Source organism: Bacillus sp. USDA818B3_A, assembly GCF_009928415.1.
In the GTDB taxonomy this organism is placed as follows: domain Bacteria; phylum Bacillota; class Bacilli; order Bacillales; family Cytobacillaceae; genus Neobacillus.
On record NZ_JAABNN010000016.1, the window covers coordinates 1 to 20,376 of the forward strand.

A 20,376-nucleotide genomic window follows, 5' to 3' on the forward strand; every position below is an offset into this window, starting at 1 on the left:
GGGCACGTACGGTTTGATAAGGGGGAAGCCTTGAAAAAGGTTTCCCTACTTTATTATTTACGAATTCTTAACATTCTAAAGCTTGAAGATAACACGATTTTGGTTTATCTTATATAAGGAAATAATTATATGTTAATAATAGGGGGTTAACCGAATGGAATTGGATCGCACAGCCTTGCTCTTAAAGCTTTTAGGGGATAAAACACGTTTAACCATGGTATCCATTATGAAGCATCGAGAGTGCTGCGTATGTGAATTTCAAGAAGTATTTGACATGAGCCAGCCTTCTATAAGCCAGCATCTTAGAAAATTAAAAGATGCAGGAATCGTAAATGAGGCTAGAAAAGGACAGTGGGTCTATTATTCTTTGAACGAACAGAGCGACCTGTTCGGACTTATGGTTGATATCTTGAAGCACGCTCCGGATCAGACAGAAAAAATTAACCAGATAGAAAAAAGCAATGCAACGCTTCGTTGCGGTTGCTAAAGGAGTGGAAAAATGAGTGCAAATAAAGAAAAGAAACGCCTATCGTTCCTAGACCGATATCTAACGGTTTGGATCTTTTTAGCGATGGCGGTGGGGGTTGGATTAGGCTTTGCCTTCCCAAAATTGGTGAACGGATTGAACAAACTTCAGGTCGGAACGACATCCATCCCGATTGCTATTGGTTTGATTTTAATGATGTATCCACCACTTGCGAAGGTCCGTTATGAGGAAATCGGCAGGGTCTTCAAGGATGTCAAAGTTCTTGTTTTATCATTGGTCCAGAACTGGATTATCGGACCGATTTTAATGTTCCTGCTTGCCATCATTTTTCTTCCAGACAAACCGGAATATATGGTAGGGCTGATTTTGATTGGTTTGGCACGATGCATTGCCATGGTCATCGTATGGAACGATTTAGCAAAAGGGGACACCGAATATTCAGCAGGGTTAGTCGCATTCAACTCGATTTTCCAAGTGCTGTTTTTCTCAGTTTATGCTTATGTGTTCGTTACGGTTATACCGGGATGGCTTGGAATCCATGGCGCCATTGTTAATATTACCATCCTTGAAGTGGCAAAGTCCGTGTTCATTTACCTTGGTATCCCGTTTATTGCAGGGATGCTCACTCGCTTTACGATGGTCAGGGCGAAGGGCAGACAATGGTATGAGAAAGTATTCATTCCTAAAATTAGCCCGATTACACTAATTGCTCTGCTGTTCACGATCATTGTCATGTTTTCTCTAAAAGGAGATATGATTGTGAGCTTGCCGTTTGATGTGGTTCGGGTCGCAATCCCGTTATTGATTTACTTTATCTTGATGTTTTTCGTCTCTTTCTTCTTAGGAAAGAAGATTGGTGCAAACTATGCGGTGACGACAACTCTTTCCTTTACAGCAGGAAGCAATAATTTTGAGCTTGCAATTGCCGTTGCGGTCGGGGTATTCGGAATCCATTCCGGCGCAGCATTTGCAGCCGTTATCGGACCGCTTGTGGAGGTACCGGTCATGATTGCACTGGTTAATGTGGCATTATGGTTTAGACGAAAATACTTTAACGAACAATCCGTTTAATAATGGAGGAAAACTATATGGAAAACAAAAAAACAATCTATTTTTTATGTACAGGAAACTCTTGCCGCAGCCAAATGGCAGAAGGTTGGGCTAAGAAGCATCTAGGTAGTGAGTGGGAAGTAAAAAGTGCCGGGCTTGAAGCTCATGGATTAAATCCTAATGCGGTAAAAGCAATGAAAGAAGCAGGCATTGATATTTCAAACCAAACATCTGACGTTATCGATCCTGATATTTTAAATCATGCGGCATTAGTGGTTACTTTATGTGGGCATGCAGCAGAACATTGTCCTGTAACTCCTCCTCATGTTAAACGAGTTCACTGGGGATTTGATGATCCGGCTAAAGCTGAAGGGACAGACGAGGAAAAATGGGCTTTCTTCCAACGTGTCCGTGATGAAATTGGGAATCGTATTAAACGTTTTGCAGAAACGAGAGAATAATCACTAGGAGGGGAACGAACATGAAAATTACTGACGAAGCTCGAGATGAATTTAAGAAAATGTTCGAAGAAGAGAATGCTAAGAACATTCGAATCTTCTTTGATGGCTTTGGCTGAGGAACGCCAAGAATTGGACTGGCTCTGGATGAGCCGGAAGCAGACGATATCATCGTCACCATTAATGAAATAACAGTAGCAATCGATCCCATTATTGAACCGAGTACGGAAGACCTGATTCTAGACCGAAGTGGCAATGGATCAGGGATCTCGATGATCGGCAATACGGGAAGATGTTGTTAATAAAAGGGTCTCACAAGGAGTGAGACCCTTTTATATGGTTTAAATCATGAACAGCAGTTGATTTGAGGAATAGTCGAACAACACTCCGCCTTTTCAACCTTCGGCTCATTTACGCAACAAGATGATGTATCCGAGGTTTTTTGTTCGATATCACCCTTTGTGTAGAAAAACTCCCATTCATTTCCATCGGGGTCATGAATCCAGAATTTGTCCTGGAGTGCATAGCAGCAGGTTGTGTTTATTTCGTCGTATTGGGAAAGAATACCGCTACCAGAAAGCCTATTCTTATGAGCAATGACCTCTTCTGTACTTTCCACTTGAAACCCGAAATGACCTACTTGATTTCCACTTACTTCATCCCGAAGATTGAGGGTGAAATTTAAACCTGGTCTTTCAAGCAGAAACTTTGCATAATCAGGCTTTACCTTCACAGGTTCAGCCCCGAACAATTTTCTGTAAAACTCCAAAGATTTTTCCAGATTTGTTACATTAAGGCCAACATGCGCATATTTCATTTCGATTCCCTCCGAGTTTTATGTTATTTTTTGTTAGGTTCCTTTAGCAATGGCAAGCGCAGCAATTTTGTTGTGGTATGCTGAAGGATTTATTGCGGTTATTCCATTTCCTCACTACTTTTTCAAGGATGGATTCTTTTTCCACTACCTCATTTTTCCAAGCGTTCAAAGCATTCCTTTCTGTTTCCTCTTGGCGCAATTTCATCATTTGATACACTTCGTTTTCGTTAAAAAACATGGTGAACTCCTCCTTAATCAACTATTATTGATATATTAATCAAAAAAAATTGATATTAAATATAAAAAAAATTAGTCGCAAGTCGGTTTGAAAAGGCAGCAAAGTTCAGATGACAAAAGATGGTTTAGCTCTTCTTGGTTTAAATCGTAATAACTCCATGTCCCTTTTGTTTCTTTCTTGATCAGGTTGGCATCCAAAAGGATCTTTAAGTGATAGGACAGTTTTGATTGTGCCATATCGATCAGGGGGGACAAGTCGCATACGCACATGCTGCCATTTTTGGTCAATAGATTCATGATTTGTAACCTTTTCTTATCGGCGAGTGCTTTAAACTTTTGTTCATATTGTTCAAATATCCGGTCCATCGAAACATCCTGAATTTCAATGTTTAGCTTCATTTCTTCGGACATATTTCCCACCTTCTTTTTTACATCAAATTTTCTTGATGTATTCATAATATATCCATTTTTTTCTTGTGTCAATTGGTTTATCAAAATTTTTTGATTTATTTTATAATGGTATACTTTTGCCATATTATATTGATTTGAATAGAAGACCTAATATATAAGATTTTATTAAGCCTTCTTTTCCATCCACAAAAATATACTGCCATTTGCGACCTTTTTGGTTTGCTAAATACAGGGAGGAGGGGGATCAGAGGTTTATCGTTTGGTCAGTGTTATCTCTCACTCGCTTTACATCTTCCTTAGGCGGTAAACCAAACATCCGGGAATATTCACGACTAAATTGCGATGGACTTTCGTAGCCAACCCGAAATGCAACATCCGCTGCATCTGCTGATTCAGATAATAACAGGCTTCGGGCTTCCTGAAGTCTCAGTTGTTTTTGGAATTGAATCGGGCTCATTGCGGTTATCTCTTTAAAGTGCCGATGAAGAGAAGAAACACTCATATTTGCTATCTCCGCCAGTTCCTCTATCTTAAGTGACTTTTCATAGTTATTCATGATATGTCCGATCACATCACTGATTTGATGGGTCGAACTTCCGGCTATCGCTATCTGTTTTAATATCCCCCCATGATCTCCTTGCAGAACCCTATAAATGATTTCTTTCACGATTAGAGGAGCAAGTACTTTAATGTCGTTCGGAGTATCCAATAACCGAGCTAATCGTGTTACCGCATCTAGCAATGATGGTTCTATATTGCTGACATACATGCCTCGTTTAGCATTTTCCTTCTTCTCCGCGTCCATTTGGAATTCACGTAATACCTCCAATATTTCACTCGGAGTAAATTCAAGTTTAAGAGCCAGATATGGAACATCGGCTGAGGCTTCCGTGACTTGTCCGGTAATTGGCAGATTAACGGATGCCACAAGATAATCGGCAGGACCGTACCTAAAGAGCTCCTGTGACAGCAAAACTTCCTTCATCCCTTGAACCACAATGCATAAGGCTGGCTTATAAACACCATAAACTGGACCGGACTCATCAGAGTAACGGGAGAAGAACAGGGATGGAATGGCGGTTCTTTGAGTTCCATCCTTTCCAGTATGGCCCTCTATGATTTTCGCAAGTTCAACTCTTTGTCTATATAATTGTTCAAACATAAGCTACTCCTTTGTTCTTTCCTTTGTGATGATTCTATTATAAGGTTAATTCATTTTTTTAGTAAATGGATGTGAGAGGATTAGGCAATCATTTGATACGATTGTGATATCAGCCTGAATTCCTTTTGTTGCATAATATATGTATCCTCTAATGGTAATCACAGTGGTGGATATTCTTAGATAAAAGTAAATTAGATATTAATTGAATCACAGGAGGAATTTTTAATGCAAAAAGTTATTTTAAACAATGGTGTTGAAATGCCAATCCTTGGTTTTGGCGTTTTTCAAATTCAAGATGAAATAGAATGTGAACAAGCTGTTTATGAGGCGATTATGGCAGGCTATCGTCTGATTGATACCGCTGCTTCTTATTTAAACGAAGAAGCGGTGGGCAGAGCCATCAAGCGCAGTGGTGTAGCAAGAGATGAATTATTTATCACTACGAAATTATGGGTTCAGGATACCGGATATGAAAAGACAAAGAAGGCATTTGAAAGATCGCTGGAAAGACTGCAGCTGGATTATTTAGATTTGTACTTAATTCACCAGCCATATGGCGATGTTTACGGTTCATGGCGTGAGATGGAGGAATTGTATCGTGAGGGTAAGATCAGAGCAATTGGAGTTAGCAACTTCTATCCAGATCGTCTGACTGATTTTATACTTCATAATGAAGTGGTCCCAGCTGTAAATCAGGTTGAAACACATCCTTTCCACCAACAAATAGAAAGTGCTAACTTGATGAAAGAGAACAATGTACAAATTGAGTCTTGGGGACCGTTTGCAGAAGGGAAAAATAACCTGTTCCAAAACGAAATTTTATTATCAATTGCTGAAAAGCATAATAAATCCGTTGCCCAGGTGGTTTTACGTTGGTTAACGCAAAGAGGCGTCGTTGCGATTCCAAAGTCTGTTCGTAAGGAAAGAATTATCGAAAACTTCAATATCTTTGACTTTGAATTGAGTCAAGAGGATTTGGAAAATATTGCTGCCTTAGATACGAAACAAAGCTTGTTCTTCTCACACCAAGATCCTGAAATGGTAAAATGGATCGGGACTCGCCAACTTGATATTTAATGGTCTTTCTTATCACACATTACTCACCATGTTAAGGTGTTAAGTCCATAAAAAAGCGTGTGAATTCTACACACGCTTTTTCTGTGGATTTAGGAGGGGAAAATAATGAAATGGCTCGTGGGAGCCGTTAACTTAGATAAGTAAGTAAATGTTTTTTTAAAATTCATCGATGGGGGTACGTATGAAAAAGACTTTATATCTAATGAGACATGGACAAACGATATTTAATATACGAAGGAAAATTCAGGGGTGGTGTGATTCACCACTTACCGAACTAGGAATCCAACAAGCAGAGACTGCTGCTAAGTATTTTAAAGAGCACAATATTGTTTTCGACCATGCTTATAGCTCAACATCCGAAAGAGCTTGTGACACTTTAGAAATTGTGGCTGATATGCCTTATATAAGACTAAAAGGGCTAAAGGAATGGAATTTTGGAACTTTTGAAGGGGAAAGTGAAGATTTAAATCCATCCCTGCCTTACGGTGATTTTTTTGCCAATTATGGTGGAGAAAAAGAAAAGGAATTTCAAAAAAGAGTGGTTGAGACTTGTCAAAAAATAATGGAAGAAGATAATGAAGTGGTTTTAGCCGTATCTCACGGAGCCGCTTGCAGAAAATTTATGCAGTATTGGGAGCATACAAGTTCGATTACTCAAAAAGAAAGAATTGGCAATTGCTGCATATTGAAATTTGAATATGAGAAACAAGAATTTAAATTGATTGAAATAATCAACCATAATTTTAATTGTTAAGTGTAAATATTGTAGAAGAGTAGGCTTGAAGGAAGGGAGGGCTACATGTGTTTGCACGGTTGAAGAACTTGTTTGCGATTAAAGGTTATAGTTTATTTGTCATTTGTATGCTGCTTGTCGGTATTGGCATTTCCATTACTCAGCCCTACTTATCCTTGTATTTTACTGAAGATTTAAGAATGAGTGCAGGAGCTTTTGGCGTTTTTATGGCGATCAGTTCCTTAAGCGGAGTGGTGGTAAACTCGCTTATTGCGAAAAATTCCGATAACGGTCTAGATCGAAAAGGGTTAATTATTTTAGCCATGCTTTCCTCTGCACTGGGATATGGTTCGTATTTAGTGTTTCACAACTTCTATATTTTACTGTTTGTCGTCACTCTGTTTAATGGCTTAGGAGCGGCTGCCATGCCGCAAATATATGCCTCCGCCCAGGAGTCCGCTAATGAGAGCAAATCCGATGACAAGACATTCGCAATGTCTACCTTGCGTTCTCTTGTATCTCTTGGTTTCCTCATTGGGCCATTAGGCGGTACCTTCATTTTGGGTGCGCTCGGCTATAAGGGACTTTTTTTAGGGACATCTGCCATTTATCTGATCATTGCCTCTCTTGTCATTCTGTTTCTTAAAAAAAGAAAAACGGTTCAAAATGGTAAGAAGAGAGCAGGTGCTGGGTCACCATCTGTAAAAAACAAGCAGATTATGGTGCCGCTTATTGCCTTTATTTTTTTATTTGCAGTCAATGCGATTAACAGTATTAATACGCCGCTTTTTATTGTGAATGAGCTTCATGGGACTCATTCAGAAGTGGGATTGGTGGTTAGTTTGTCAGCTGGTTTGGAAATTCCGATTATGATTGTTCTTGGTGCCTTGAGCAAAAAGATATCGAACCATTCTCTGATGATTCTTGGCTGCTTGGTTTCGGTTATGTATTATCTTATCTTAAGTGTATCAACTGCTTCTTGGCAGTTGGTTGCAGCGCAGCTTCTGCAGGCAACTGCTGTGGCGATACTTATGGGAAATGGGTTGAGCTATTTCACAGATATACTGCCTCATTCACCGGGATTATCAACAACCATTTATTCCAATGGCTCGACCATTGGCAGATTAATAGGGAACCTAGGCGGGGGTGTCATCGCCCAGTTTGCAGGGTATCGAAATGTATACTTTGTTTGTCTGTTTTTTGTGATTTTCTCGTTATTTATATTTTGGAAGACAAGAACCAATAAGGAAAAGGGAGTTCCTTTAAGACACGTTCCATCCGTGAAAGAAGGTAGTTAAGCTACCTTTTTTAATTGGAGTAAAGATAGAATAGAGGAAGTATTATCGGTGAATAATAGAGTATAAAGCTCATTGACGACCGGCCAACTCAAAAAACTTCTGGTTCGGTAGACAAGAGAGCTCATTGACGACCGACCACTTCAAGAAATCTCCGTCTCGGTAGACAATAGACCTCATTGACGACCGGCCAACTCAAAAAACTTCTATCTCGGTAGACAATAGAGCTTATTGGCGACCGGCTAACTCAAAAAACTTCTATCTCGGTAGACAAGAGAGCTCATTGACGACCGAGCACCTCAAAAAATTTTTATCTCGGTAGACAATTGGGTTACCCATATAAATAATAAGTTGCTCATTCAAGCCCCTAACACAAAACTACAATCCGATAAGGGGTGGTTTGGGCAGGAATACTTTTCGTGGAAGGTCCATAAATAACAATGAGGTCTCGGTTTGCAAGGCTTCTTGTAAATGATTGACCATTTGTTAAAACCGTTTGGGTATAGGGAGATACATTTAATCGTAATAACCCATCACTACTCACCAACTGATTATTAAAATAGTCTACTTTGACATTCTGATAGGGGCTTTTCTTTACCATAACAAGTGTTTGATATTGTGGTGGGTAAATTAAAATAGCAGGTGCATTCTCGTCATAATATCCAGTCACTCGATCACCAACGGCTACCATTGCATGGTCAACAAAGTAAGTTGTAGGTGTGATTACGAAATTTACAATTCCTCCCATTCCGTTTTCTACAGTAATTAATTTATTGCAGCCATCTCCTTCAAAATCAGTAATCATCGTAATGGTTCCATGAAAGGAATTAAATTTTGTCATATGTTATACCTCCATTGATATAAGGCAGGTGTGGACTGGTTTTCTACTAAAGGGAAGCCCTCAATCCTAGAAAAGTTGCGGAATAAACCTCTAAATTAATCTATGTGAAATTATTAAATGGGGTGAATATCATCCATTTTTGGATGACTCCCAAATCCTATATATAAACGAATAAAATCCAGGGAAAGCCACTGACTCTCCCTGGATTTTATCTTTTAACCTATTAAACTAATGCACTGCCTTGAATATCAATAGAGGTGTTCATGAACATTTCCAAGTCGGCTTTAGTATTGGAAATGCCGCCTACACCAAAATTCTCAACCAAGAAGTTCGTTACATTTGGTGATAAGAAGGCTGGTAAGGTTGGTCCAACGTGAATATTTTTCACACCTAAGTAAAGTAAAGATAAGAAAACGATCACCGCTTTTTGCTCATACCATGCGATATTGTAAGATAACGGTAATTCATTTACACTTTCTAATCCGAATGCTTCTTTCAGCTTCAATGCAGTCATGACTAGAGAGTAGGAATCGTTACATTGACCGGCATCAAGGACTCTTGGAATACCGTTGATATCACCTAAATCCAGTTTATTGTATCGATATTTTGCACAACCGGCTGTTAAAATGATCGTATCTTTTGGAAGCTCTTCGGCAAACTCTTTATAATAAGTTCTGCTCTTATGGCGGCCATCACAGCCAGCCATGACAAAGAATCGTTTAATATCACCGTTTTTCACTGCTTCTACCACTTGATCAGCTACTTGAGCCACTTGATTATGAGCAAATCCTCCAATAATTTCACCTGTTTCAATTTCTACTGGCGACTGGCATTGCTTTGCATGCTCAATTAAACGCGAGAAATCCTTTGTACCATCTTCATTCTTAGGAATATAAGTCACACCCTCAACAGCCGTTGCCCCAGTTGTATACATTCTTCCTTTATAAGATGCTTTTGGTGGTACAATACAGTTGGTTGTCATTAAAATCGGACCGTTAAAGCTCTCGAATTCACGAGTTTGTTCCCACCATGCATTTCCGTAGTTACCGACAAAGTGGTCATATTTTTTGAAGGCTGGATAATAGTGGGCCGGAAGCATTTCGCTATGTGTATACACATCTACACCCGTGCCTTCTGTTTGTTTTAATAACTGTTCCATATCTTTCAAGTCATGACCGCTAACTAAAATTCCCGGATTTTGGCGTACACCAATGTTTACTTTTGTCATTTCAGGATGACCATATGTTGATGTATTGGCTGTGTCTAAAAGCTCCATGGCATGAACGCCGTACTTTCCACATTCCATTGAAAGATCAATCAATTGTTCCATACTTATGGAATCATCAGTGATCATTGCAAGTGCTTTTTGCATAAACGCATTTAGCTCTTCATTTTCATAGTAAAGGTTTGCCGCATGCTCTAAATAGGCAGCCATTCCTTTCAAACCGTAAGTCACTAACTCTCTTAATGAACGAATATCTTCATCTCTTGTTGCAAGAACACTAACTTCTTGAGAAGCAGATTTCACTTCAAGTTCATAATTAGTTTCACCATTCCATGTGACAAAATCGCTGTTGTTGTCTAACGTGTATCCTGCATTTAAGATTGCTTCTTTAATCTCTTCCCGGAGCTTTAATCCTTCTCTTACTGTATTAAAAAATTCATTTTTATCCCAATTTGCATTTGTAATTGTCATGAAAAGACCATTGATGACGAACTCATCTGTTTTCTTTTGATTTATACCGATTTCACGAGCGATTGTATTCACAATCGATACGCCCTTAATCGTGTAAATCAATAAATCTTGCATATTGGCTAAATCATCTTTTTTTCCACATACTCCAACAACAGTACAACCTGTACCTTTTGCAGTTTCTTGACATTGAAAACAAAACATACTCATTTTTAATTTCCTCCAATGAATGATTTTCGGTTTTTAATTTTTCTACATGAAGAGCTTTAAATAATTTCCAGTTTTTTGAAATAAACATTTTCTCTAATTTAGTGGGTTGATTGAATAAGGATCATAAGTGATTAACATTACATTCAACTTATTTATGTTGTTATTATAGATTGATTAATTTTGAATTGGAGTTCTTTATGAATCTGTTCACAAACAAGTCAAAAAGATTTGAACACTTCGTGACATCAAGGGCAAGTGAATGCAGTTTGGAACAGCTAGTTAAACACAATATAATTAGGTTAAATTGAGATTAAAAGGAATGCAGACCAAATAAAATTTGTATTTGCACGAGAATTATGCGGAGAGTTATATGAAGTGGAATTTGAGCAGCAATTTGTTTTCTTTTTAAAAAAAATGCCAGTAATCTTTCAAATAGAAAGGTTACTGGCATCTTTATTATAGTCTGGTAAATTTGTATTTTCTCAGCGAAATAAATAGGAAACTTCCAAGAGAAACAACAGTCCACACGAGGGAGATCGCCGGGTCAATATTTGTGACAATAAATAAGGATGGAAGGTCACCAAAGGCAGAGTCATCCATCGTGATGAACCATCCCAACAGCATATTATTGGCTGCGTGCGCTCCAATTGACAATTCCGTACTGTTCGTCTTTGCGGTGATATAACACCAGATGAATCCGGTTAGCAAATAATCCATTCCAACCAATAAGGGGGAATATCCCATTTCAGGATTGGTAAAATGAAGTGCACCAAAAATCGAACCTGTGATAAGAGCTAAAAGAAAAGGCAGGCGAATCCATTTTCCGAAAAATTGCATGAGATATCCTCTGAAAAATAATTCCTCACAGGTCGTTTGAATTGGAGTTAAAACCAACACGAGCACAAATAAAATCAAAAAGTCCGAAACTTTAATATGGTTGAATGAGTAATCCCCAGGGTTTAAGAGGTAATCGATGATGGTAGTCAGACCCAGAATGACAAAGTAGGTCATAAATCCAAAGCCGATTCGCTTCCAATTTATTTTTCTATTGGGCGTAATGAGCGATATAAATCTCCGTTTATGAATGAAACGTATCGCGACAAAAAGGCCCAGAAGCCAAAACAAAAATTGAGAGTTCATCAAGGTAAAATTAAGTAACGGGTTAATTCCTACATACTCCCCTTTATCTAAATCCAAATAGGTATGGGGGTTTCCATCCGAATTAACAATCCAGTCACTAATGATGACATAGGGCAGCGCCCCGACAGTGATAAACAACATAATCACAATAAATGAGGATAAATACCTTTTCCAGCTATTCTTACCTTTATTTACTCTAATAAAATCCAATTATTTTAACACCTACTATCTAGTAGTATTGAAAAATACCTACAAAATGATTAAATTAGTCAATCGCTTGAATAATATGAGGGTAGGAGGCACCTTGAAAACAAAAGTATACACTGTAAAATATGTTGTAATAGGAAATATTATACACTTAAAACAGAAAATAATAGAAGAGAAAATATGAAGATCGTATACTCTTAAAAAATATAATCAAAAAAGGAAAAAATTATCTGCATTTCTTGTTTAACTATTAAGAGTCCGGGTAAATACTTAACAGCTACTTTTCCCCCATATCTCTTCTTGAAAAACTTTGACCATCTTTGGATGGTCCTTTTTTTTTGAAGATAAGCAAAATTTCAAAGAAATGCACCTAAAGTAAAAGTTAGTTTAATTGAATAAAGCCCCCGACCTCTGAATAATACAATATAAAAGAAATCCAATAGTACGGGAGTGTGTACCTTGAGGATACTAGTTACTGGTTCAACGGGGCAGCTTGGTTCAGCTTTGCTTAAGCAATTAAAGGGATCTGATTATAAAGTTAAAATAACTTCCAGAAGAAAACCTGAAGGAATAGGAGATTTCGAGTGGGTCTATAGTGATTTATTGTATGGTGAAGGATTAGAGGAAGCAATAAAAGATGTAGATATAATTATACACGCAGCAACAAGTCCGATTAAACATTCAAAAATGGTCGAGGTTTCAGGTTTTAAAGAGTTTTTAAGCAAAATGGAACATATAAAACATTTTATTTATCCATCAATAGTGGGGATAGAAGAAATACCCTTTAAATATTATAAAGAAAAATTTGAAGCAGAAGATTTATTGAAAAATAGTTCCGTCCCTCATACAATTGTCCGTGCAACTCAGTTCCACCATTTTGTCGAGAATATATTTTTATCAAAATCCCTCTTTAAAAGGTATATTGTCCCTGGGAACTTTAAATTCCAAAGTGTTGATGTAAGTGAATATGCCAATCATCTCACCGGGTTAGTGGAAAAAGGTCCACAAGGAAGAGCGGAGGATTTTGGTGGACCAGATATCATGACATTAAGAGAAATGGCTGAAATGAAAATCAACATAAATAATGAAACCAATAAAGTATTAAGCTTTTCTCTACCAGGAAGACTATCCAAATCTTTTTCCGATGGGAAAAATACCAATCCTAGTCGAAAAATGGGGAAGATTACATTCGAGAAATATCTAAGTAATAGGATTCATTGAAAGTATTGTATGGATAGGTTGATGAGACAATCTGCTTATTTCCTAAAGAATTGTATTAAAGTATCGGGCAATTGTTTGTTTCTGGCAATTAACTGATGTATGTTTTGGTAGTATGTTTATTAATTTTTCTGAATAATTATTTAACAGTGAACTTGTATACGCACTAATATTTATTATTATTTGTGAAGGGATGATTACTGCACTAACGGGTTTAGTTGAAAAAAGTACAGTATAAGAAGTAGTATGCAATTTAGCGATTGCTGGCTCATTCTTTGCAAGGGGACGTATCAGGTAACTAACACATAAAATAGGTAATTTATGGGGAAAGTATTTTTTAGTATAACTTTTTTGGAGGGTTACTTATGGATGAAAAAGAAAAACAGATTAGGCTAACAGCGGGTGAGATTGGTCAACTTTGGCTTCAATACTTAAATGATAGCTCAAGCCTATGTGTTCTTACATATTTTCTAGAAAAAGCTGAGGATGTTGAAATAAAGCCTATAATTGAATTTGCTTTAGAATTATCAAAGTCACATATTCAAAAGATTACTGCAATACTAACAGAGGAAAAAAATGTAGTTCCATATGGTTTTAGTATAGAAGAGGATGTTGATTTAACTGCTCCTAGACTTTATTCCGACAGTTTTGTACTAAATTTTATACACCAAATGTCTAAGGTTGGGCTTACAACTTATGCTGGTAGTGTTGGAACATCTGTAAGAATTGATATTAAATCCTATTACATGGAATGTCTTACAGAAACAATGCAATTATATGATAAGTCAACTGATTTATTATTGTCTAAAGGATTGTTTATCAGGTCTCCTAGCCTTCCTAATTTAGAGGAGGTTGAATTTGTAAAAAAGCAATGGTTTATGTTAGATGTGTTCGGAGAAAAAAGACCATTAATTGCTGCCGAAGTCGATAATTTATTTGCGAATCTACAAAGAAATGCCTTGGGAGTAGCTGCACTTACTGGCTTTAGTCAGGTTGCAAAGGATAAGGATGTAAAACAATTCTTTTTAAAGGGTTTAGAAGTTGGGAATAAACATATTAGATTATTTAGAAGTAAGCTAGAGGAAAGTAAACTTCCAGCACCTATGGGTTGGGATTCAGAAATAACAAATAGTACATCCCATACTTTTTCTGATAAACTGATGATGTTCTTCACAAGTGGTTTGATTACTTTGAGCGTTGGCTATTATGGTACAGCTGTTAGTCAAAGTCCTAGAGGAGATATTAGTGCAATGTACAACAGGCTATCCATGGAAGTTCAGATGTATTCTGAAGATGGAGCAAATATCATGATTAAAAATAGATGGTTGGAACAGCCTCCAATGGCATCCGATAGAGATGAATTAATAAGAAAAAAGAATCAATTCTGAATCCTCTCCCTATTGAAATGTGGAGCATTCCTGTATTGAAGAAATATGAGGTTTGTTTATAAAAAAACAGCTGTGCAGCATACATATTGGGAAGTTAACTCTTCTGAAGAACACAGTAAATTCTTTGATAAGTATACAAAAAAATGGGAAATGTACAGTGAATATGTAGGATCCAATTAATTGTATGTTCAAAACAGCCTTGAGCTGTTTTTTTTTTTTGCGTTTAAGAATAAAAGGAGGAATAGTAATTTATTCCCGTTTTTATACATTTATACTATATATGATTGATATATATATTCCACTCCTATATAGTAAGGATATGGAAAATAATGAAAAATGGATTATACAGTTGCGTAAGGGTATTTTTGAGGTAGCGATTCTTTCTCTGATAAGCAAAAAGGCTAAGTATGGATATAAAATTACAAGTGAATTAAATAAATTCCGAGCTTTTCAGATTCCAAACGGAACCATCTATCCAATTTTAAATCGATTAACCAAAAACGGATGGGCTACTTCTTATTGGGAGGATCCAATGGAAGGTCCAAAGAGAAAATATTATCAAATCACTTCGGCAGGTAGTGAAATATTAAAAGAAAGGTTGGACGGTTATAACGATATTTATCATTCGTTGATGACTATAAGTAGGGGAGATGAATAAAGATTGGAAAAACAGTACTTCTTTTCAAACAATGTGATTGACTCATATATAAATGATTTAAGTCGAAACCTGATTGACTTACCCAAAAGTATCAAAGAACAACATATAGCCGAGATAAAATCGGATTTGTTTGAAAGTGCAGTAGAAAAGGAAAGAGAGGGTGTTCCGGAAAAGGAGTTACCTCATATAGTATTAAAAGATTTCTTGCCACCAAGACAGCTTGCAAATGAAATATTAGATGAATATTCAGATATAAATATTAACGAATCGAAAAAATCATTAAACTTTTTAAAGTACTATACAGTGTTATCAATAGGCTGTTTAGGTGCTTTGGCAGTTCCAATCGCAATGGGGGGAATTAATATTTCTTCAAACTTGCCATTTGCACTTGCTTTTGTACTATCGAATCTTTGGCTTATTTTTGGAAAACTACCTTGGAACATTACTACGTTAAATTTTCTAAAAAAATTAATGAAGGTAAGTAATTTAATATTTGCAATTGGTTTTGCTTGCTTTGCAATCAGGCTGATGGTAATCAAAACTATCGAAAGTTTTACGTTAAGTTATTTTATTGGCTATTTAATATTAACAATATGGTACGTATTGTTTTTAAAAATATTCTATAGAAGAAAACAGGCTTAGGGTACATCCCCTAAGCTTGTTTTTGTTTTAATTTTGATTTATCAACTGAAGGAACAACCAACGTTAAAGGCAATTGCACAACCTAAACTAGCTACGGCACCAACCATTGGAACAAACACAGTCAAACCACCAAAGGCAGCTGTACAAGCAATAATACCGGCCATACTACAAGCAAAGCTTACACCGCTAAATTTAAAGCCTTTTGCACTATATGTACCAGATTGAGATTCTGCTTTTTCTTGGTTCTTATCATATTGAGCGATTTGAGTAGCATCGCCATCAGCATTAAACTTAAATACATCGTATCTTACTACTTCATTTGTATCTAGATTCAACCAGACTTGTTTTCTAGCAACTTCTTGATCAGCTTCCTTGACGAAAAAGCTAGTATAGACACCAACCTTTTTGTATGTAATACCTTCGTCTGTTAAGTTTTCGAAAGTAATGTAGCTGTCTGCTTTCCTTTCTTCTTTAAAATTGTCTTTATTGAGTTGTTTTAACTCTTGGGGGGATCGAGCCGCCATTTTACTTTTGCTATGGAACGAACATCGAATTTGGCGGGGGTAATTATATTAATTTTAACTGTAATTTTATTGAAGATACGAAAATCACCATCGGAAAAGATGTTTTGTTTGGTCCGGCTGTAACCATCGCTACTGTTGGTCATCCAATCAATCCTAATTCCCGAGGATATATGTATGCGGATCCGGTGAAAATTGGGGATAATTGCTGGATCGGAGCAGGCAGCATCATTTGTCCCGGGGTAACCATTGGCGATAACAGTGTCATCGGTGCTGGAAGTGTAGTGACGAAAGATATTCCTGCTAATTCGGTTGCTGTTGGCAATCCTTGCACGCACCATCAATGAACACGATATGAAATATTACTATAAGGACAGAGAAAAAACCCAAGAAGATTTGGACGAGGAAGCTAACTTAAGATAATTCATCATAAGAGGAGTAGATCAGATGATTAAATTAGTGTTAACCGATATGGATGGAACATTCTTGAATAATAGCGTTGATTTTAATAGAGAACTGTACATGGACGTTAAGTCCGTAATGCTGTTGATCAATTAAAAGATGCTACGAATTTTATTATACGTTCTAATGAAGAAGATGCGGTCATGAGAACAATCATTCAAATGTTATCGCTGCAGGAAGCTAGGTAAAAAAACCGATATCAAATGAAACAATTAAACTGGTAAGAGAGTATTGCCTCCAATTGTCAAAAACGCCCTCAAATGATTTGAAGGCGTTTTTGACGTTCCGCAGTACAAATGTCCTCAAAAACAATAATATACGGTTGCTTTCCTTTACAATTCTCGGGTATGGTAGAAGTGTTAAAGAAAAATTTGGTATTATTTATAAAGGATAAAATATTTGAGCATTAATAAAGAGATTTTATTGGAGGAATAACTATGCCTAATAGTAAGCAAAAAATCGTCCCGCATTTATGGTATGACAAAGAGGCAAAAGAAGCAGCAGAGTTTTATACTTCCATTTTTCCAGACTCCAAAATTACTAGTAAAACGCAAATCAACGACACGCCCTCAGGAGAATCAAATATCGTCTCTTTTGAGCTATGTGGACAGAAGTTCATGGCAATCAGCGCAGGACCATATTTCAAAATCAACCCGTCAATCTCTTTCATCGTGAATTTTGACCCATCGAAAGATAAAAATGCGAGCGAAAAGTTAAATGAGGTTTGGAAAAAATTGACCGATGGCGGCATAGCGTTAATGCCTCTTGATCAGTATCCGTTCAGTGAGAAGTTTGGCTGGATCCAAGACAAGTTTGGCTTGTCCTGGCAGTTAATCCTAACCAATCCAGAAAGTGAGGAGCGGCCTGCCATCGTGCCATCATTTTTGTTTGTAGGTGATCAATGCGGTAGGGCGGAAGAGGCGATTAATTTCTACTTATCAGTTTTTAATAACGCAAAGCAGGGACTTCTCACCCGTTACCCAAAAGGTATGGAACCTGACAAAGAAGGAACCATCTTGAACGCTGATTTTATGGTTGAAAATCAGTGGTTTTCCGCCATGGATAGCGCACACAATCATAAATTCAGCTTCAACGAGGCCATCTCATTTATGGTGTACTGCGACACTCAAGAAGAGATTGATCATTACTGGGAAAAGCTCTCTGCTGTTCCTGAAGCCGAGCGATGCGGCTGGCTGAAAGATCCGTTTGGTATATCCTGGCAGATTGTGCCAAGTGAGATGAACGTGATGATGTCAAAGGGCACACCTGAGCAGCTTGCGCGTGTTACGAAAGCATTTCTTAAAATGAAGAAATTTGATATTGCGGAATTACAGAAAGCATACAAGGGATAAGTATCTCGGGAGGCACTGTCATGATGATAGTGCCTTTTTTATTTTGTTTTAATTCTTACTTTACAGGTAGGAATTATAGGTTTATAATGAAATTAACCTAATAAACAGATATATAAGTTGTTGTATTCAGGAATGTTTTGTATAACTAAAGGGAGTGTGTTTCTGATGAGAAAGAATGATGAAAAGAAGCGGCAAAAACTTATCAATAAATTAATTTTCTTTAACGTATACAACAAAGAAGATCAACAGCTTTATAAGTTGCCACTATCAAGATTAGAATATGAGTATAGAAGATTTAAAGTACAAAACCACCCGCATGGTGAGTTTGGCTCTATCCAGATTGTATAAATTAAATATGTCTACGATAAAAAAGACTGCAGGTGTTCCACACCTGCGGTCTTTTTTTGCACGAAAATATCTTTAAAAGTTCCCTTTAATTCCTAAACTTAGTCTTTATCACACACCTGCAATGGGTAGCTCGTCATATGATACATTAGCATGTGATTTCAAAGTGAAACGTTCACTATAAGAATATGGAATTGTTTTATGAGGGGAGATGCTTTTTTTAAAAAGGAACTTTGGAGGGATATTTTGAAGACTTTATTATTAGAAAACATATTAACGGCAATGAACATTCAGCCTAATGAAAAGCAAAAAGGTATACGGATTAAGACAGTCACTGATGCCAGACCTGAAATTAGGAGTCATACCTTATATTTTCGTTTGAGCAACCTGGAGGTGCCGGTTGAAAGGATCAAGAAGTACAAGAATGTGTTTATTGTTACAGATACACCATTTTCTCAAATGGAAAGTTTAAAGCCTGAGCAAATCATTATGGTAGAGGACCTCAAAGAGAGTTTCTTTCAATTCACGTCCTATTACAGGCATCTGTTTAACATTCCTGTCGTTGCCATTACTGGTACATGCGGTAAGTCTACTACGAAGGAAATGCTAAAACATATCCTAGAAGAAAAACACAATGTTCAAGCAACCATCTCCAGCAAAAACGCCGATTATTACAACCTTTCATATTTATTGGGAATTGAGGAAGACACGGATGTGGCCGTGTTTGAAACAGCCGTATCTAAAAGAGGGGATATGACGGAATCCTGTAAGTATTTTTACCCGACGATTGGAATTATGACCATGATAGATGTAGATCATACGGATAAAATCCGCTCGTTTGATCGTTATCTTGCCGAAAAGGCAAAAATCATGGAAGGTATGAATAATGAGGGAATTCTTATCCTAAATTCGGACGACCCACATCTTGCCTCCATTGATACGTCTAAATTTAAGGGAGAAATTATCACATTCGGAAAAAACAAGAATGCTATGTTTAGGATTGAGAAGTATCAATATGAAGCGTCCGGCATGACTTTTTGGATGGAATATAAGAATAATGAATATAAAGGATATATTCCGGGTCTTGGTGATCATAGCGTCTATAATGCAGTAGCATCATTGGCCGCCGCCGCAGTGTTAGGAGTGGATATTCATTATGCGTTAAAAAGATTATCCTCTTATCATCACATGAGATCCCATTTTGAAATCATGGAAGGACGTAATCAAGTCACGCTCGTGGACGATACATGGAAGTCAAATCCGGCTTCCCTGAAAAAAGGGTTAGAAACGCTAAGCAAGATTGCATTGCCAAATCAAAGAAAAATTGCTGTTCTGGGAAGAATGTGCGCGCTTGGTAAATATGCAGATGAAGAATACGAAAAGGCAGGACATTTAGTCGCTGCTTTGGGGATCGATATTCTTATCACTAAAGGGTTTATAGCAAAAGATTTTCAGAAGCCAGCGATAGAGGCAGGGGTAAATCCAGACCATGTTTACCATTTTTCAGATGCAGATGAGATGAAAAGGTTTTTTGATGCATTTTTAATCCCAAATGACATTGTCTATTTCAAAACGAACGCGAATGACTCAGACATGGATGATGTCATTGAATATTTAAGAAATTAATATGGTTGAAACTTTTCAAAGCATAAGGCAGCTTTTGAACTCCAATTTTCCAAGGGGGGAGATGGTGAACAGAAAGCTGCCCTATTTTATGAAAAGAATAGGCGGTTAGTAGCGTTGCTAAGGTTGTTTTCAATTTTCGACAATTTTATTCAAAAAAATTTTATGAAACCGTTGACAGGAAACTCGGAATGATAGTATAGTAAAAACATGAAAGCGATAACAGAATACTCACTAGGATTGTTACTGGTCAGGCAGGCAAAACCTAAATCACATGATCGTCCCGAGCGCATTGCTCGAACGGTCCGTGCTTTTGGTTTTGCCTGTCTTTTTGTTATTCTTTCCGCGC

General features: G+C 37.2%; 22 protein-coding genes and 1 pseudogene. 15 read left to right on the forward strand and 8 right to left on the reverse strand.

What is annotated here, in order from left to right:
- Nucleotides 1–154: 154 nt before the first annotated feature.
- The 3 genes from GXK58_RS19845 to arsC are packed head-to-tail and all read left to right on the forward strand — an operon-like array spanning nt 155 to nt 1,998.
- Nucleotides 155–487, forward strand: coding sequence for an ArsR/SmtB family transcription factor (locus GXK58_RS19845; RefSeq protein ID WP_160724925.1), 333 nt, complete (start codon nt 155–157; stop codon nt 485–487).
- 12 nt (nt 488–499) lie between these two features.
- Complete coding sequence (gene arsB, locus GXK58_RS19850; protein WP_160724926.1) at nt 500–1,558, forward strand: ACR3 family arsenite efflux transporter; 1,059 nt, start codon at nt 500–502, stop codon at nt 1,556–1,558.
- Between the two features lie 17 nt (nt 1,559–1,575).
- Nucleotides 1,576–1,998 carry an arsenate reductase (thioredoxin) gene (arsC, locus tag GXK58_RS19855; RefSeq protein WP_160724927.1) on the forward strand — a complete coding sequence of 141 codons (423 nt, stop codon included), beginning with the start codon at nt 1,576–1,578 and terminating at the stop codon, nt 1,996–1,998.
- A 343-nt stretch (nt 1,999–2,341) separates the two neighbouring features.
- Here the strand turns inward: arsC and GXK58_RS19860 are convergent, their stop codons facing one another.
- The 4 genes from GXK58_RS19860 to GXK58_RS19875 all read right to left on the reverse strand — a co-directional run bounded on the left by GXK58_RS19860 (nt 2,342) and on the right by GXK58_RS19875 (nt 4,622).
- Entirely contained in the window at nt 2,342–2,812 is a 471-nt protein-coding gene (locus GXK58_RS19860) for an ArsI/CadI family heavy metal resistance metalloenzyme (protein WP_160724928.1), read from the reverse strand.
- Between the two features lie 43 nt (nt 2,813–2,855).
- Nucleotides 2,856–3,050: a hypothetical protein gene (locus GXK58_RS19865; RefSeq protein WP_160724929.1), complete on the reverse strand. Its 195-nt coding sequence runs from the start codon at nt 3,048–3,050 to the stop codon at nt 2,856–2,858.
- Between the two features lie 71 nt (nt 3,051–3,121).
- A complete protein-coding gene (locus GXK58_RS19870; protein ID WP_272928169.1) occupies nt 3,122–3,448 on the reverse strand; it encodes an ArsR/SmtB family transcription factor in 327 nt (108 codons plus the stop codon).
- A 256-nt stretch (nt 3,449–3,704) separates the two neighbouring features.
- Entirely contained in the window at nt 3,705–4,622 is a 918-nt protein-coding gene (locus GXK58_RS19875; protein ID WP_160724930.1) for an AraC family transcriptional regulator, read from the reverse strand.
- Nucleotides 4,623–4,847: 225 nt separating this feature from the next.
- Here GXK58_RS19875 and GXK58_RS19880 point away from each other — a divergent pair, with 225 nt between their 5' ends.
- The 3 genes from GXK58_RS19880 to GXK58_RS19890 all read left to right on the forward strand — a co-directional run bounded on the left by GXK58_RS19880 (nt 4,848) and on the right by GXK58_RS19890 (nt 7,730).
- Nucleotides 4,848–5,699, forward strand: coding sequence for an aldo/keto reductase (locus tag GXK58_RS19880; protein WP_160724931.1), 852 nt, complete (start codon nt 4,848–4,850; stop codon nt 5,697–5,699).
- A gap of 181 nt (nt 5,700–5,880) precedes the next feature.
- Nucleotides 5,881–6,453: a histidine phosphatase family protein gene (locus GXK58_RS19885; RefSeq protein ID WP_160724932.1), complete on the forward strand. Its 573-nt coding sequence runs from the start codon at nt 5,881–5,883 to the stop codon at nt 6,451–6,453.
- 47 nt (nt 6,454–6,500) lie between these two features.
- Nucleotides 6,501–7,730 (forward strand): sugar efflux transporter, encoded by a 1,230-nt coding sequence (locus GXK58_RS19890; RefSeq protein ID WP_160724933.1) that lies wholly within the window; start codon nt 6,501–6,503, stop codon nt 7,728–7,730.
- Nucleotides 7,731–8,094: 364 nt separating this feature from the next.
- On the opposite strand, the gene GXK58_RS19895 is transcribed toward GXK58_RS19890, so the two are convergent.
- From GXK58_RS19895 to GXK58_RS19905, 3 genes are all read right to left on the reverse strand, one after another.
- Entirely contained in the window at nt 8,095–8,568 is a 474-nt protein-coding gene (locus GXK58_RS19895) for a hypothetical protein (RefSeq protein ID WP_160724934.1), read from the reverse strand.
- Nucleotides 8,569–8,791: 223 nt separating this feature from the next.
- Nucleotides 8,792–10,465 (reverse strand): hydroxylamine reductase, encoded by a 1,674-nt coding sequence (gene hcp / locus GXK58_RS19900; protein ID WP_202171412.1) that lies wholly within the window; start codon nt 10,463–10,465, stop codon nt 8,792–8,794.
- Between the two features lie 462 nt (nt 10,466–10,927).
- Nucleotides 10,928–11,821 carry a CPBP family intramembrane glutamic endopeptidase gene (locus GXK58_RS19905; RefSeq protein ID WP_160724936.1) on the reverse strand — a complete coding sequence of 298 codons (894 nt, stop codon included), beginning with the start codon at nt 11,819–11,821 and terminating at the stop codon, nt 10,928–10,930.
- Nucleotides 11,822–12,277: 456 nt separating this feature from the next.
- Between GXK58_RS19905 and GXK58_RS19910 the strand changes: the two genes are divergently transcribed.
- The 4 genes from GXK58_RS19910 (at nt 12,278) to GXK58_RS19925 (ending at nt 15,724) form a co-directional block, all read left to right on the forward strand.
- A complete protein-coding gene (locus tag GXK58_RS19910) occupies nt 12,278–13,039 on the forward strand; it encodes an SDR family oxidoreductase (protein ID WP_160724937.1) in 762 nt (253 codons plus the stop codon).
- Between the two features lie 362 nt (nt 13,040–13,401).
- Entirely contained in the window at nt 13,402–14,424 is a 1,023-nt protein-coding gene (locus GXK58_RS19915) for a DUF3231 family protein (protein ID WP_160724938.1), read from the forward strand.
- 319 nt (nt 14,425–14,743) lie between these two features.
- Nucleotides 14,744–15,082 carry a PadR family transcriptional regulator gene (locus GXK58_RS19920; protein ID WP_160725017.1) on the forward strand — a complete coding sequence of 113 codons (339 nt, stop codon included), beginning with the start codon at nt 14,744–14,746 and terminating at the stop codon, nt 15,080–15,082.
- Between the two features lie 3 nt (nt 15,083–15,085).
- Nucleotides 15,086–15,724 (forward strand): hypothetical protein, encoded by a 639-nt coding sequence (locus tag GXK58_RS19925; protein ID WP_160724939.1) that lies wholly within the window; start codon nt 15,086–15,088, stop codon nt 15,722–15,724.
- A gap of 41 nt (nt 15,725–15,765) precedes the next feature.
- On the opposite strand, the gene GXK58_RS19930 is transcribed toward GXK58_RS19925, so the two are convergent.
- Complete coding sequence (locus tag GXK58_RS19930) at nt 15,766–16,248, reverse strand: putative immunity/bacteriocin fusion bifunctional protein (RefSeq protein ID WP_160724940.1); 483 nt, start codon at nt 16,246–16,248, stop codon at nt 15,766–15,768.
- Nucleotides 16,249–16,418: 170 nt separating this feature from the next.
- Here GXK58_RS19930 and GXK58_RS27740 point away from each other — a divergent pair, with 170 nt between their 5' ends.
- The 5 genes and pseudogenes from GXK58_RS27740 to GXK58_RS19955 all read left to right on the forward strand — a co-directional run bounded on the left by GXK58_RS27740 (nt 16,419) and on the right by GXK58_RS19955 (nt 20,030).
- The gene (locus GXK58_RS27740) at nt 16,419–16,592 is read left to right on the forward strand and encodes a DapH/DapD/GlmU-related protein (RefSeq protein ID WP_202171413.1); all 174 of its coding nucleotides are present in this window, start codon (nt 16,419–16,421) and stop codon (nt 16,590–16,592) included.
- Between the two features lie 100 nt (nt 16,593–16,692).
- Nucleotides 16,693–16,788 (forward strand): annotated as a pseudogene (locus tag GXK58_RS27745) (hydrolase); the annotation flags it as partial.
- 356 nt (nt 16,789–17,144) lie between these two features.
- Nucleotides 17,145–18,059 carry a VOC family protein gene (locus tag GXK58_RS19945; RefSeq protein WP_160724941.1) on the forward strand — a complete coding sequence of 305 codons (915 nt, stop codon included), beginning with the start codon at nt 17,145–17,147 and terminating at the stop codon, nt 18,057–18,059.
- Between the two features lie 165 nt (nt 18,060–18,224).
- Entirely contained in the window at nt 18,225–18,407 is a 183-nt protein-coding gene (locus tag GXK58_RS19950; protein ID WP_160724942.1) for a Fur-regulated basic protein FbpA, read from the forward strand.
- Nucleotides 18,408–18,650: 243 nt separating this feature from the next.
- Nucleotides 18,651–20,030 carry a UDP-N-acetylmuramoyl-tripeptide--D-alanyl-D-alanine ligase gene (locus tag GXK58_RS19955; protein WP_160724943.1) on the forward strand — a complete coding sequence of 460 codons (1,380 nt, stop codon included), beginning with the start codon at nt 18,651–18,653 and terminating at the stop codon, nt 20,028–20,030.
- Nucleotides 20,031–20,376 lie beyond the last annotated feature (346 nt).